Below are 14,100 nucleotides of genomic sequence, written 5' to 3'. Positions count from 1 at the left end.
CGTCGCGGGACCCGCTGGAGATCGCGCTGATCGCGGGCGCGTGCGCGGGCGCCTGTGTCGGGTTCCTGTGGTGGAACACGTCACCGGCGAAGATCTTCATGGGCGACACCGGGTCGATGGCGCTCGGTGCGCTGATCGCCGGCATGGCGGTGGCCACGAAGACCGTGTTCATGCTGCCGATCATCACGGTGCTGTACTTCATCATCACGGTGACGTGGGTGATGCAGATCGGTTCGTACCGCACCACCGGTAAACGTATCTTCCGGATGGTGCCGTTGCAGCACCACTTCGAGCTGGCCGGGTGGAGCGAGGTCAACGTCGTCATCCGGTTCTGGATCGTGGCGGGGCTGGGCGTCGCGGCGGCGCTGGGCCTCTTCTACGCGGACTTCCTCCGCGAGATGAGCGGAGCCTCGTGACCGTCTCGATCAAGATCATGTTTTCAGGAAGAAACCTGCAGCCACACTCCACGTTTCTCCCTCAAACGATGATCATGGACGGTGCGGAGCGGTGGCGGGGCGCCCAGGGTCGCGGGGGTGACGCGAAGCGCACTGGATCGAGCGTCGTATATGTGCCGGGTGGGGTGATCGCGTGAGTTACGCGGGGCGGCGGGTGCTGGTCGCGGGGGCGCGGATGGCCGGCGCGGCGTCCGCCCGGGCGTTGCTGGCCGCCGGGGCCGAGGTCACGGTGGTGGACGCCAACGCCATGCCCGCGCTGGAGGAACTGGCCGCGGCGGGTGCCCGCACGGTCGTCGGCGCCGGGCTCGACCTGCTGAAAGAGCAGCAGGACGTGGTGGTGTCGCCCGGGTTCGCCCCGCACCACCCGCTCGCGGCGGCGGCCGTGCAGCAGGGGCTCGACGTCTACTCGGAACCGGAGCTGGCCTGGCGCCTGCGCGGGCCGGGCGCGCCGCCGTGGCTCGCGATCACCGGCACCAACGGCAAGACCACCACGGTGACCATGTTGGCCGCGATGCTCGCCGCGGGCGGGCTCCGCACGGCGGCGCTGGGCAACATCGGGGAACCCCTCGTGGACGCGCAGAGCCCGGAGAAGTACGACGTGCTCGCCGTCGAGCTGTCCAGCTTCCAGTTGTACTGGTCGAGCCGGATGGCGCCACAGGCCGGCGCGTTCCTCAACCTGGCCGACGACCACCTCGAGTGGCACGGCACGCGCGAGCACTACATCGACGCGAAGACCAACGTGTGGCGGGCCGCCCGGGCCGGTGCCGGCGGCGCCGTCGGTAACCGCGACGACGCGCTGGTGGCCGCGCTGCTCGGGCAGATCGCGGGCGGGATCGGGTTCACCACGGCCGGCTGGGACCCGGGCCAGTTCGGGCTCGTCGACGGCGTGCTCGTCGACGCCGACGGCAACCGGATCATCGAGGCCGCGGCGATCCGCCCACCGGGCACGCACAACGTGGCCAACGCGCTGGCGGCGGCGGCGCTGGCCCGCTGGTTCGGCGTCCCGCTCGACGCGGTTCGCAGGGGGCTGGCGGGTTACGTACCCGAGCCGCACCGCAACGCGCTCGTGGCCACGGTCGACGGCGTCGCGTACGTCGACGACAGCAAGGCGACCAACCCGCACGCGGCGGTCGGCTCGCTGACCGCGTACCCGCGGGTGGTGTGGGTCGCCGGTGGCCAGTTGAAGGGCGTCGATCCCGACGACCTGGTGGCGACCGTGGCCGATCGGCTGGCCGGCGCGGTACTGCTGGGCGTCGATCGAGGGCTGATCCGTGCCGCATTGGCCCGACACGCGCCGCAGGTCCCGGTGGTCGAGGTGTCGACCACCCATGATGGGGCCATGGACGAGGTGGTGCGCGCGGCGGCCGGACTGGCCGGAAGCGGCGACACGGTGCTGCTGGCGCCGGCCGCCGCGTCGAAGGACATGTTCGCCAGCTTCGAGGCCCGCGGCCACGCGTTCGCCGCGGCCGTGCGCAGGCTGGGTACCCAGGAGACATCGTGACGACCACGTCGTCGGGTAACCGGGGTGATTCTCCCGGGCCGCCGGCGGTGGACCCCGTACTCCGCTCGCCCGGTCGCCCGGCGGGCGTCGCCACGCCGTCTCCTCTGAAAAGCCCGGCCGGCGGACCCCTCGCGGCGCTCCGCGGCATCCTCGCGCGACCACTCGCGTCCTATTATCTTCTGCTCGCGACCGTCGGCCTGCTGGTGCTGATCGGCCTGACCATGGTCTTCTCCGCGACCAGCCTGGACGCCAACGGCAACCCGTACTCGTCGGTCAAGAGGCAGCTGGTGTCGGCGGGGGTCGGCCTGGTGGCGTTCTGGATCTGCCAGCGGCTGCCGTCGCAGACCTACCGGCGGATCTCCCGGGTCGCGCTGATCTCCTCGTTCGTGATGATCACGATGGTCGACGTGCTCGGCATGCTGTCGGTGATGCAGACGCCCGAGGGCATGAAGCCGAAGGCGGCGAGCATCGGGCCGATCACCGCCGACCAGTTGTGGTTGCACATCGGGCCGGTGCAGTTGCAGCCGTCGGAGCTGGCGAAGCTGGCGTTCGCGTTGTGGGCCGCCGACATCCTGGCCCGCAAGGGACCGGCGATCGCCGAGTGGCGCGAGGTCGCGGTGCCTCTGTTCCCGGTGTCGGGCCTGCTGTTCCTGCTGGTCGGCTACCACGACCTCGGCACGATGCTGTGCCTGCTGGCGATGTTCATCGGCATCCTGTGGGCGGCCGGCGCGCGGCTGCGGGTGTTCGGCGCGATGATCGGCGTCGGCCTCGCCGGCGTGATGGCGCTGGTGTTCATGCCGGGCAAGAACGTGTACCGGATGGAACGGCTGGCCGTGTGGCTCGACTTCCTGTTCGGCGACGGCCGTGCCACGAACTCCAGCGACGAGGCGTACCAGGCGGCGCAGGGGCTCACCGCGCTCGGCAACGGCGGCTGGTTCGGGGTCGGGCTGGGCGAGGGCCGGCAGAAGTGGGGCTACCTGCCCAACGGTCACAACGACTTCATCTTCGCGGTGATCGCCGAGGAACTGGGCGTGGTCGGGTGCCTGGTGGTGCTGGTGCTGTTCGGCGTGCTCGCCTACACCGGGCTGCGGATCGCGCGGCGGGTCAACGACCCGTTCCAGCGGCTGGTCGCGGCGGCGGTCACCACGTGGCTGATCAGCCAGGCGATGATCAACATCGGCGGCGTGACCACGTTGCTGCCGATCACCGGCCTGCCGCTGCCGTTCATCTCCGACGGTGGCAGCGCGCTCCTCGTCGGGCTCGCCGCGGCCGGTGTGCTCACCGGGTTCGCCCGCTCCGAACCGGACGCGGCCAAGGCCCTGCACGCCCGGCCGCCGCGCAAATGGGTCCGGCTACTCTGGGCCCCGCTACCGCCGCTGCCCGCGGCGCGTAAGGGGAGGAAGCCCAGTGGTTGATCTACGCTCAGTCGTGCTCGCCGGTGGCGGGACGGGCGGGCACATCTATCCGTTGCTGGCGTTCGCCGACTGCCTGCGGCGGCACGACCCGGCGCTGCGCATCACGTGCGTCGGCACGCCCCGCGGCCTGGAGAAGGACCTGATCCCGGGTGCCGGGTACGACCTGCGCATGGTGCCGGCGTTCCAGCTGCCGCGCAGCGTCAACTGGAACCTGTTCCGCACGCCCGACCGGATGGTGACGTCGACCAAGGCGACCCGCAAGATCCTCGACGAGGTGCAGGCCGACGCGGTGGTCGGGTTCGGCGGGTACGTGGCGGTGCCGGCGTACCTGGCGGCGTGGCGGCGCAAGACGCCGTTGCTGATCCACGAGAAGGACGTGCCGGTCGGCGTCGCGAACCGGCTGGGCCTGCGCGTCACCGATCATGTGGCGCTCGGGTTCCCGCACCAGCTCACGCAGGAGCCGCGGGTGGCGGGCAAGCGGGTGGTCGGTGTGCCGCTGCGCCAGTCGATCTCCACGATCGACCGGCCGGCGCTGCGCGCCCAGGCCCGCGCTCACTTCGGCCTGCATCCGGATCTGCCGACCCTGTTCGTGTTCGGGGCCTCGCAGGGTGCCCGGTCGATCAACCAGGCCGTGCTGGGCGCCGCGAAGGCGATCACGTCGGCCGGCGTGCAGGTGCTGCACATCGTCGGCGCGCGCAACGACGACATCACCGTCCCCACCGATCTCGCCGCGCCGTACGTGGCGGTCAAGTTCCTCAAGGAGATGGAGCTCGGGTACGCGGCCGGTGACCTGGCGATCTGCCGGGGCGGCGCGATGACCTGCGCGGAGACGGCCGCGATCGGCATGCCGGCGGTGTACGTTCCGTTGCCGTGGGGCAACGGCGAGCAGCGGCGCAACGCGCTGCCGGTGGTGGAGGCCGGCGGTGGCCTGCTGTGCGAGGACGCCGACCTGACCCCCGCCTACATCGAGTCGACCGTGCTGCCGCTGGTGCGCGACCCGCACCGGATCGCGGCCATGAGCCACGCGGCCGCCGGCTACGGCCGTCGCGACGGCGACGAGCAGTTGCGGAACTATCTCCTGGAGGTCGTCGGTGGAGCCCGTTAGTGCCGACCTGACGGCGGAGGATCTCGGGCGGGTGCACCTCATCGGCACCGGTGGGGTCGGCATGGCCGGGCTGGCCCGGCTGCTGCTCACGCGGGGCATCCCGGTGTCCGGGAGCGAGCTCCGGGAGTGGCCGACGCTCGCGGGGCTGCGGGCGCTCGGCGGCACGGTCTTCATGAGCCACGCCGCGTCCAACCTCGACGGCGTCGACACGGTCGTCTACTCCACGGCGATCCCGTCCGATCACATCGAGCTGGTCGAGGCGCGCTCGCGTGGGTTGCGGGTCCTGCACCGGTCGCAGGCGATGGCCGCGGCGATGAACAAGCGGCGGGCGATCGCCGTCGCCGGCACGCACGGCAAGACCACCACCACGTCGATGATCACCGTGATCATCCAGCACGCCGGGCTCGACCCGTCGTTCTTCATCGGCGGCGAGATCTCCGAGGTCGGCTCGAACGGGCATCACGGGGGCGGCGACCTGTTCGTGGCCGAGGCCGACGAGAGCGACAAGTCGTTCCTGATCTACCGGCCGCACGTCGCGGTGGTCACCAACATCGACGCCGACCACCTGAACAACTACGGCGACCTGGCCGGCCTGGAGGACGCGTTCGTCGAGTTCGCCGGCCGGGTCGACCCGGCCGGGTTCGTGGTGACCTGCGCCGACGACCCGGGTGCCCGGCGGTTCGCCGCGCGGGCGCCCGGCACCGTCTTCACGTACGGAACGGCCGAGGACGCCGACCTCCGTCTCGTCGACGTCGTGTCGTCGGCGACCGGGGTGCGCTACCAGGCGGTGCTGAACGGCGAGCCGTTGGGCGAGATCAGCTTGCCGTCGCCCGGCCGCCACCTCGGCCTGAACGCGGCGGCGGCGGCGCTGGTGGCGCTGAAACTGGGGCTGCCGTTCCAGGTGATCACCGAGGCGCTGGCGGCGTTCCCGGGCGTGCGGCGCCGGTTCGAGTTGAAGGGCGCCGTCGGCGGGGTGCGCGTCTACGACGAGTACGCCTACCACCCGACCTCGATGAACTTCGCCATGGAGACGCTGCGCGAGGTCGCCGGCGACGGCCGGCTGATCGTCGTGTTCCAGCCGTACCGCGTCTACCGCACCCGCGACTTCGAGGCCGAGATCGCGGCCGCGCTGTCGCTCGCCGACGAAGCCGTGATCATGGAGGTGTTCGGCCCGGGCGAGGTCCGCGAGCCGGGCCAGGGCGGGGTCGCGCTCACCGCGGCGGTGTCGCTGCCCGACGACCGCAAGGTGTTCGTCCCGTCGTGGGAGGACGTGCCGGGCGAGGTGATCCGGCGGGCCCGGCCGGGCGACGTCGTGGTCACGATGGGCGCGCCGCCGATCTCGCTGATGGGCGACGAGGTGCTGGGGGCGTTGTCCGCCGGGGTTGCTTCTGGTGGCTGAGATCTCCGGTCCTCCCGGTGGCTGACACGCGGTGGCGGCTGGTCCGGGCGCGGCAGGACGCCGTTCCGGACTCGGTGCGCCGCTTCAGCGCGCGGGCCCGGCGGCACCGGTTGCGCCGGGCGGCACCGCTGCTCACGGCCGCCGTCGTGGTCGGGCTGGTCGGCATCGGCGCGGCCGTCGTCTGGTTCACCCCGGTGGTCGCGGTCGAGGAGGTGCGGGTCACCGGCGCGTCGCTGGTGTCGGTGGACGCCGTGCGCGCGGCCGCCGCGGTGCCCGTCGGCCGGTCGCTGGCGCGGGTGGACGTCGGTGCGGTGCACCGTCGTGTCGCGGCGCTGCCGCCGGTGGGTCACGTCTCGGTGGGTCGCGAACTGCCGGGCACGGTGACCATCAGGGTGACCGAGCGGACGCCGGCCGCGGTGGTGGAGCGGTCCGGTTCCGACCCGGGCCTGTGGCTGATCGACGCTTCCGGCGTGGTCTACGCGAAGGCCGAGTCGCGGCCGGCCGGCCTGGCCCTCGTGCGGATCCCCGCGCCGTCCCGCGACGACCCGACGACCCGGGCGGCCCTGACGGTGCTCCGGGCGCTGCCGCCCGAACTGCTGCGACCGATGGCCGTGCTGGCCGCGGACGCCCCCGCCAGGATCAGGCTGGAACTGACCGACGGCCGCACCGTCATCTGGGGCGACGCGACGGAGAACGCCGAAAAGGTCCGGGTGGTCCTGGTGCTGCTGACGAAACCCGGCCGCACGATCGACGTCAGCGCCCCGTCCCTGGTAACGGTCCGCTGATTCGCCAGGGTGGCCCGTGCGCCATCCGGGGGCGTATGGGGATTCTGGGGTTCGGCGGCGGGTTTGTGGTGATTCGTGCGATTATGTTTTCGCGCAGAAACGGCGATCGGCGCACGCAGGTCGAAAGAACCTTCCTGGCCGACACGCCGAGAGCGGTTCTTGGATCACGCGCCGTATCCGCCTACCTTTCTCGCAAGCATTGGTTGACATAACTCTCATCCTCAACTAAAGGTTGAGGGTTTGCCGGAACCCTCGACCTGCCTGCATAAAACGGCTACCCGTGAACCAGGTCGGGTGGGCCGCCATCTGCGAAGGGAAGGCAACGCCCGATGACGCATCCGCACAACTATCTCGCGGTCATCAAGGTCGTCGGCATCGGTGGCGGCGGAGTCAACGCGGTCAACCGGATGATCGAGGTCGGCCTGAAGGGTGTTGAGTTCATCGCGATCAATACCGATGCGCAGGCACTGTTGATGAGCGACGCCGACGTCAAGCTCGACGTCGGCCGGGAACTCACCCGCGGCCTCGGCGCCGGTGCGAACCCCGACGTGGGGAAGAACGCCGCCGAAGACCACCGCGACGAGATCGAAGAGGTGCTCAAGGGCGCCGACATGGTCTTCGTCACCTGTGGCGAGGGCGGCGGCACGGGCACCGGCGGGGCGCCGGTGGTCGCGAACATCGCCCGCAAGCTCGGCGCGCTGACGATCGGCGTGGTGACGCGTCCGTTCTCGTTCGAGGGCAAGCGCCGCCAGGTGCAGGCCGAGTCGGGAATAGACGAGCTGCGCAACCAGTGCGACACGCTCATCGTGATCCCGAACGACCGGCTGCTCGCCCTGGGCGACCGCGGCATCAGCATGATGGACGCGTTCCGCCAGGCCGACCAGGTGCTGCTCTCCGGTGTGCAGGGCATCACCGACCTCATCACCACGCCCGGCCTGATCAACCTCGACTTCGCCGACGTCAAGAGCGTCATGAGCGGCGCCGGCAGCGCCCTCATGGGCATCGGCAGCGCCCGCGGCGACAACCGCGCGGTCGAGGCGGCCGAGTCGGCGATCTCCAGCCCGCTGCTGGAGCAGAGCATGGACGGTGCGCGCGGCGTGCTGCTGTCGATCGCGGGCGGGTCCGACCTGGGCCTGTTCGAGATCAACGACGCGGCGCAGCTCGTCACCGACGCGGCGCACCCCGACGCGAACATCATCTTCGGCGCCGTGATCGACGACGCCCTCGGCGACGAGGTGCGCGTCACGGTGATCGCGGCCGGGTTCGACGGCGGCTCGCCGGCCTACAAGCCGGCCGAGGCCCGCAAGCCCACCCGGCAGCCCGTGGTGATCGAGCCGGCCGCGCCGTCCCCTCCTCCGCCGAGCAGCACACCCAGCTCGACGCCCCCGCCGCGGCGCAGCGTACTGTTTGACGACGTGGACGTTCCCGACTTTTTGAAGAACGGCGCGTGACCGATCCCCGAGCGGATCAGCTCGCTCTGAACCTCAGCGCACAGCGCGAACGGCTGGCCGCGGCATGTGCCGCCGCCGGCCGTTCGGTGTCGGAGGTGACGCTCATCGCGGTCACCAAGACCTATCCGGTCGCCGATGTGCTGCGCCTCGCCAAACTAGGTCTCACCGACATCGGTGAGAACCGTGACCAGGAGGCGGCCGCGAAGGCCGCCGCCACGGCCGCCGCCGGTGCCACCGTGCGGTGGCATTACGTCGGCCAACTACAACGCAACAAGTGCCGGTCGGTGGTGACGTACGCCGACATGGTGCAATCCGTCGACTCGGCGTCGTTGGCACGTACCCTCGCCGCCGCCGTCGACCGGCACCGCACCCGCCCGCTCGACGTGCTCGTGCAGATCGGCCTCGACGGCAACGCGGGGCGGGGTGGCGCCATCGAGGGCGCGGCCGACCCGGACCGCGAGGTGCGCGCGGTGGTCGACGAGATCGCCTCGCACCGCTCGCTACGGCTGCGCGGTGTGATGGCGGTGGCTCCATTGCGGTGGAAGCCCGCTGCGGCGTTCGAGAAACTCGCCGACGTGGCCGCCTGGATTCGTGCCGATCACCCCGACGCGACCCTGGTTTCCGCCGGAATGAGTGCCGATCTCGAAGAAGCGGTGGCAGCCGGCGCGACACACGTCCGCCTGGGAAGCGCAATCCTCGGGAATCGTTTACCACCTGCGGTAGCCTGACGCAGGGTACCCGAATTACAGCGGTGTTGTTTATCGGCCGCTGGTTCGTGCCGGCCGGCGGTACCCGCGCATGAGTTCAGCTTGAACCGCGTGCGACAGGGGCGGCACGTCACGGGGGAGGTGTCGCATGGCGGACGGAGGAGCGCCCATGGGTGCGCTGCGAAAGGCGGGGGTGTGGCTCGGGCTCGTCGAGGATGACGACGACCGGGGCTACGACGACCGCTCCTACCGCGGGTACGGCGACGACTTCGCGGATGAGGACGACGTCGACGAGGCGCCGGTGGTGGCTCCGCGGGCCCGCCTGGGTTCCGACCGGCACGGCTCCGACCGGCTGGGTTCCGACCGGCACGGTTCCGATCGCCTGGGCTCTTCCGACCGGCTCGGCTCGGACCGGTTGGGTTCCGACCGGTTGGGTTCCGACCGGTTGGGTTCCGACCGGTTGGGTTCCGACCGGCTCGGCTCGTCGGACCGGTTGGGCTCGGACCGGTTGAGTTCGTCGGACCGGCTCGTCGCCGACCGCGCACCGGACCGCAGCGAGGCCGTGCGGCCGGAGCGGCAGACCGTGCGGTCCATCACCCGCCCCTCGACCACGTCGAGCTACGGGAGCCGGGACAGCCTTGCCCTCGCTCCCCGCGCGGCTGTCGCCGAACGGGTGAATACGGTCGAGGAGGAGGATCGTGGTCGGTATCAGATCACCACGCTTCACCCCACGACATACAACGAGGCGCGTACGATCGGTGAGCATTTCCGTGACGGCGTCCCGGTGATCATGAATCTCACCGAGATGGACGAGGCGGATGCGAAGCGTTTGGTCGACTTCGCGGCCGGGCTGGCGTTCGGCCTGCGGGGTACGATCGAGCGCGTCACAAATCGTGTGTTCCTGCTTTCACCCGCGAACGTCCAGGTCACGGCCGAAGACAAGGCGCGGATAGCGGAAGGCGGGTTCTTCAACCAGAGTTGAGCGAGGCCAGGTGCACGTCCCTTGCTAGCGATCACCCTTCAGGTGCTCTACCTGGTGCTCTACGTCTTCTTTCTGACGCTGATCGCCCGGTTCATCATGGGCTACGTGCTCACGTTCGGCCGGCGCTGGCAGCCCGGCCGGGGCGCTTCGGCGGCGATGGAAGTGGTGTGGAGCGTCACTGACCCACCCCTGAAAGCGTTGAGGCGGGTGATCCCGCCGCTTCGGCTTGGTACGGTGAGTCTCGACCTGAGCTCCCTTGTGCTGCTGGTTATCCTGTTCGTGCTGATGGACTTCGTGGTAAGGCCCCTGATCGACTCGGCAGCCGTTGCCGGTGCGTGATTGGCCACGTGGTCGAGACCGACCCGAGGAGTATCGATGCCGCTGACCCCGGCCGACGTCCACAACGTCGCTTTCAAAAAACCCCCGATCGGCAAACGGGGGTACGACGAGGAGGAGGTCGACGCCTTCCTTGACGAGGTCGAGCGCGAGCTCGCCCGTCTGATCGAGGAGAACAACGAGCTGCGGGCGCAGCTCGAACGGGGCGGCGGCGGCCGTCCGGCCGGCCCCGGTGCCGACCCACGGCTCGCTTCCGAGCTGGCCGAGGTCAAGTCGCAGCTCGACCGGATCCAGCGCGAGAAGACCCAGGCCGAGCAGGCCGCGCGGGGCATGCAGGCAGAGATCGAGCAGCTGCGTGCGCAGGGCCCCGGCGCCGGCGGCGGCATGACCGCGGGCGAGGGCGAGCAGCAGGCGCTGCGCGTCCTCATGATGGCCCAGCGCACGGCCGACGACCACGTCAACGATGCCCGGCGCGAGGCCGACAAGCTGCTGGCCGACGCCCGGTCGAAGGCCGAAGAGGTCACCCGCGACGCGCGCGCCAAGGCCGACGCGCTCGAGCGTGACGCGCGTCAGCGTCACACCGACGCCATCAGCGGCCTCGACGCCAAGCGCACCGCGCTGCAGAAGCACATCGAAGAGCTCAAGCAGTTCGAGCGCGAGTACCGCACGCGGCTCAAGGCGTACCTCGAGAGCCAGCTCCGCGACCTGGAAGGCCGCGGGCAGGGTCTGGAGGCGGAGCTTCAGCGGACCGAGACCTCGACCCGCGCCACAAACAGCGGTGGCCTTGCCGCTGCGAGCCTGGCCGGCTCCTACAGCGGGCGCGGCGACAGCAGCCGCTAGCCCCGCGGTAGCACGAACACGGCGACGCGCCGCCCACCCTCGGTCACGGGGGCACGGGCGGCGCGTCGCCATGTTCGTGTCGGCAGGGTTGTCTTGTGGCCGGCGGTGAATGTTGGAAGGCTGTTACACGTAGTCCGGGATCTTCCAGAATCTCCACCGGACCTGACTCGTTTTACCCGCGACAGCGCAGCCAGTTGTGGGCCGGAGGGTACTCGTGACAGTCGTTAGCCTGGTGCTGATCGTGGGGGCGGTGGTCCTGTTGGGCTACGGCCTGCTCGAGGGGTCGAACGCCTACCTCGTCGCCTCGATCCTGACCAGCCTCGTCGCGGCGCTGGCGCTGGTGGTCGGCTCCCGGCGCAGCGGTCGCGCGGCCGTCGCCGCGGCGATCGAGGCGGAGGAGGAAGCCGCCCGCTCCCCCCAGCGGCGCCGGAACCGGCAGGACCGGCTCGTGGGCGCGGGGGTCGGCGACCGTGGGGGAGACGGCGGCCCGGCCGCCGACGAGTTCGATGACGACGACGACTACGCCGGCGCCGCCCGCGAGACCACGCTGCTCGACGTGGGCCGGCGCGGCGGGGTCCCGGCGCAGTCCTCGGGCGAGCGCTACGGCGGCGGGTACGGCGAGCAGCAGTACGACGACCGCTACGACCAGTTCGAAGACGACGACGATGACGACGAGTTCGACGAGGAGGACCCGTCGGACGAGCCGCCGGCGCAGCGGGTGTCGCCCGCTGAGGTGGCCCGCGTCGCGCAACTGGACGCCGATGTCCTGGTGATCGACGGTCGGCCCCGTTACCATCTGCCCGGCTGCGTTCACCTGCTGGGCCGCGAGCACGAGTCGCTCCCGGTGAGCGAGGCGGTGGAACTGGGCTTCACGCCGTGCGGTCTGTGCGAACCCGACAGCACGCTGTTGGCCCGCGTCCGGAGGTAGGAGGTAGCGGCGGTCTTGGACGGTTCAGGATCGCTGGTTGCCGTTCGCGTCAAGCCCGGGTCGTCCCGTACCCGGGTCGGTGGGCGGTACGACGGGCCGCACGGTGCGGCGCTGATCGTCGCGGTCCACGCGCCGCCGGTCGACGGGCGGGCCACCGACGCCGCGATCGCGGCGCTGGCCGACGCCCTCGGACTGCGACGCGCGACACTGTCGCTACGGTCCGGGGCGACCGGCCGCGATAAGATCATCGCCGTGACCGACGCGCCCCCCGATCTCGCCGACCGGGTGGCGCGCCTGCGCGACGCGCCGCCGTAAGGGCGTGCGATGAACGATTCGATCAACGTCGCGCTGCTGATCGGCGCGGCGGTGCTGCTCATCGCCGTCGCCGCGGTCCGGCTGTCGAGCCGGCTCGGCCTGCCCAGCCTCCTCGTCTATCTCGCGCTCGGGATGGCGCTCGGCCCGATCGGGCTGGGCGTCCAGTTCACCGACGCCGATCTCACCCGCACGCTCGGCCTGTGCGCGCTGGTCGTGATCATCGCCGAGGGTGGCCTGACGGCCCGGTGGAGTGAGCTGCGGCCGGTGCTCGCTCCGGCGGTGGTGCTCTCCACCGTCGGGGTCGCGGTCAGCGCGGCGGTGGTCGCCGTGGCCGGTCACTTCCTGCTCGGCCTGGACTGGCGGCTGGCCTTCCTGTACGGGGCGGTGCTCTCGTCGACGGACGCGGCGGCGGTGTTCGCGACGCTGCGCCGGCTGCGCATCCGGCCGCGGCTGGCGGCGCTGCTCGAGGCCGAGTCCGGTATCAACGACGCGCCGGTGGTGCTGCTCGTGCTGGCGCTGTCGGTCACCGAGGGATCCGGCGGCGGCCACGTCTGGTGGGAGCACCTCCTCATCGGCGGGTACGAACTCGCCGTCGGCGGCCTGATCGGGGTGGTGGTCGGGTTCGGCGGCGCCTGGCTGCTGCGCAACGCCGCGTTGCCGGCGGCCGGCCTCTATCCGTTGGCCACGGTCGCGCTGACGGTGCTCGCGTACGCGGTGGGGCTGGCGGCGCACGCGTCCGGGTTCCTGGCCGTGTACGTGTGCGGGGTCGTGCTCGGCAACTCGCACCTGCCGCACCGCCGCGCGGTGCTCGGCTTCGCCGACGGGCTGGCCTGGTTGGCGCAGATCGGGCTGTTCGTGCTGCTCGGCCTGCTGGTGGAACCGGCCGACCTGGGCTCGGCCGTCATCTCGGCGCTGGTGATCGGGTTCGTGCTGCTGGTGGTGGCGCGACCGCTCTCGGTGGCGGCGTCGGTCGCGCCGTTCGGGTACCGGCTCGGCGACCAGATCTTCCTGTCTTGGGCCGGGCTGCGCGGCGCCGTGCCGATCGTGCTGGCGACGATCCCGCTCTCGGCCGGCGTCGACGGCGCGGGCATGCTGTTCAACGTCGTGTTCGTGCTGGTGGTGGTGTACACGCTGGCGCAGGGGTGGTCGCTGCCGCCCGCGGCCGGCTGGCTCGGGGTGCTGGCCCCCGACGAGACGACCGAACTGGAACTCGACGCGGCTCCCCTGGAACGGATGCGGGCCGACCTGCTCCAACTCGACATTCCGCCCGGGTCGAAGCTGGCCGGCGTCCACATCGACGAGCTACGCCTCCCGGTGGGAGCGGCGATCATGCTGGTGACCCGCGACGGGGCGGCGTTCGTCCCGGCACCGAGCACCCGCCTGCGCACGTACGACAGCCTGTTGATCGTCGCGGCCGACCGGGTCCGCGACGCCACCGAACGCCGCCTCCGGGCGGTCAGCCGCCGCGGCCGGCTGGCCCGCTGGTTCGCCGAACACGGGGACGAACCGGCGACGTAACCGACGGATTTGTGAAACTCGACGTGTCGGATGGGTATGCAGCGGGTAAAGGCATCCGGCAACCAGAAAGAAAGGTCCGTTTTGAGCTAACTGGTGTGGCATGGTTGGCGGGCGCCGGTACATTCCGTATTCTTGCCACCCACTGGAGTGCGCGGTGCCAGCACCGCGCGCCCGTCTTTTATCTGGGGGACGCATGGCCGAACGGTCATCCGCGACGCGAAAGGCAGCCGGGCGAGCAGCCCAGGTCGATGCCCCATCGCGCCGGTCGTCCCCTGCGCGCGCGGCCGCCGCCCCGGCGAACAAGTCGGCCGCGAAGACGGCACCGAAGACGGCACCGGCGAAGTCGAGCCCGGCAAAGTCGAG

14 protein-coding genes are annotated in these 14,100 nt (G+C 71.1%); all 14 read left to right on the top strand.

Going from position 1 to position 14,100, the window contains the following annotated elements; translation table 11 throughout:
• Nucleotides 1-416, top strand: a 416-nt coding sequence (locus Vau01_RS29510) for an MraY family glycosyltransferase (protein ID WP_506019179.1), incomplete at its 5' end; no start/stop codon positions are given.
• Nucleotides 417-588: 172 nt separating this feature from the next.
• On the top strand, nt 589-1,956 hold the full coding sequence (gene murD / locus Vau01_RS29505; RefSeq protein WP_203999173.1) for a UDP-N-acetylmuramoyl-L-alanine--D-glutamate ligase: 1,368 nt from the start codon (nt 589-591) through the stop codon (nt 1,954-1,956).
• Nucleotides 1,957-2,159: 203 nt separating this feature from the next.
• Complete coding sequence (locus tag Vau01_RS29500) at nt 2,160-3,371, top strand: FtsW/RodA/SpoVE family cell cycle protein (protein ID WP_373320333.1); 1,212 nt, start codon at nt 2,160-2,162, stop codon at nt 3,369-3,371.
• Nucleotides 3,364-4,476, top strand: coding sequence for a UDP-N-acetylglucosamine--N-acetylmuramyl-(pentapeptide) pyrophosphoryl-undecaprenol N-acetylglucosamine transferase (locus tag Vau01_RS29495; RefSeq protein WP_203999170.1), 1,113 nt, complete (start codon nt 3,364-3,366; stop codon nt 4,474-4,476). The genes Vau01_RS29500 and Vau01_RS29495 overlap by 8 nt, the downstream gene beginning before the upstream one ends.
• Complete coding sequence (gene murC, locus Vau01_RS29490) at nt 4,463-5,875, top strand: UDP-N-acetylmuramate--L-alanine ligase (protein WP_239151955.1); 1,413 nt, start codon at nt 4,463-4,465, stop codon at nt 5,873-5,875. Before Vau01_RS29495 ends, murC begins: the two co-directional genes overlap by 14 nt.
• A 17-nt stretch (nt 5,876-5,892) precedes the next feature.
• Nucleotides 5,893-6,660, top strand: a complete 768-nt coding sequence (locus tag Vau01_RS29485) for a cell division protein FtsQ/DivIB (RefSeq protein WP_203999167.1) — start codon at nt 5,893-5,895, stop codon at nt 6,658-6,660.
• A 329-nt stretch (nt 6,661-6,989) separates the two neighbouring features.
• Nucleotides 6,990-8,111, top strand: a complete 1,122-nt coding sequence (ftsZ, locus tag Vau01_RS29480) for a cell division protein FtsZ (RefSeq protein ID WP_203999164.1) — start codon at nt 6,990-6,992, stop codon at nt 8,109-8,111.
• On the top strand, nt 8,108-8,839 hold the full coding sequence (locus tag Vau01_RS29475) for a YggS family pyridoxal phosphate-dependent enzyme (RefSeq protein ID WP_203999161.1): 732 nt from the start codon (nt 8,108-8,110) through the stop codon (nt 8,837-8,839). Before ftsZ ends, Vau01_RS29475 begins: the two co-directional genes overlap by 4 nt.
• A 148-nt stretch (nt 8,840-8,987) precedes the next feature.
• The gene (locus tag Vau01_RS29470) at nt 8,988-9,800 is read left to right on the top strand and encodes a cell division protein SepF (protein ID WP_203999159.1); all 813 of its coding nucleotides are present in this window, start codon (nt 8,988-8,990) and stop codon (nt 9,798-9,800) included.
• Nucleotides 9,801-9,821: 21 nt separating this feature from the next.
• Nucleotides 9,822-10,139 (top strand): YggT family protein, encoded by a 318-nt coding sequence (locus Vau01_RS29465; protein WP_203999157.1) that lies wholly within the window; start codon nt 9,822-9,824, stop codon nt 10,137-10,139.
• A gap of 36 nt (nt 10,140-10,175) precedes the next feature.
• Entirely contained in the window at nt 10,176-10,976 is an 801-nt protein-coding gene (locus tag Vau01_RS29460; protein WP_203999155.1) for a DivIVA domain-containing protein, read from the top strand.
• Nucleotides 10,977-11,190: 214 nt separating this feature from the next.
• Nucleotides 11,191-11,904, top strand: coding sequence for a hypothetical protein (locus Vau01_RS29455; protein ID WP_203999153.1), 714 nt, complete (start codon nt 11,191-11,193; stop codon nt 11,902-11,904).
• A 15-nt stretch (nt 11,905-11,919) separates the two neighbouring features.
• A complete protein-coding gene (locus Vau01_RS29450) occupies nt 11,920-12,219 on the top strand; it encodes a DUF167 domain-containing protein (RefSeq protein ID WP_203999151.1) in 300 nt (99 codons plus the stop codon).
• Nucleotides 12,220-12,228: 9 nt separating this feature from the next.
• The gene (locus tag Vau01_RS29445; RefSeq protein WP_203999149.1) at nt 12,229-13,737 is read left to right on the top strand and encodes a potassium/proton antiporter; all 1,509 of its coding nucleotides are present in this window, start codon (nt 12,229-12,231) and stop codon (nt 13,735-13,737) included.
• Nucleotides 13,738-14,100: the final 363 nt, after the last annotated feature.

The organism is Virgisporangium aurantiacum, assembly GCF_016863635.1.
GTDB classification, from domain to species: Bacteria; Actinomycetota; Actinomycetes; order Mycobacteriales; family Micromonosporaceae; genus Virgisporangium; species Virgisporangium aurantiacum.
This window is presented reverse-complemented; position numbering and strand designations above follow the sequence as displayed.

What these genes read in the sequence shown, in the direction of transcription:
- Vau01_RS29470 (WP_203999159.1), top strand. Translation starts at nt 8,988, where the DNA reads ATGGGTGCGCTGCGAAAGGCGGGGGTGTGGCTCGGGCTCGTCGAGGAT.
- Vau01_RS29445 (WP_203999149.1), top strand. Translation starts at nt 12,229, where the DNA reads ATGAACGATTCGATCAACGTCGCGCTGCTGATCGGCGCGGCGGTGCTG.
- Vau01_RS29460 (WP_203999155.1), top strand. Translation starts at nt 10,176, where the DNA reads ATGCCGCTGACCCCGGCCGACGTCCACAACGTCGCTTTCAAAAAACCC.
- ftsZ (WP_203999164.1), top strand. Translation starts at nt 6,990, where the DNA reads ATGACGCATCCGCACAACTATCTCGCGGTCATCAAGGTCGTCGGCATC.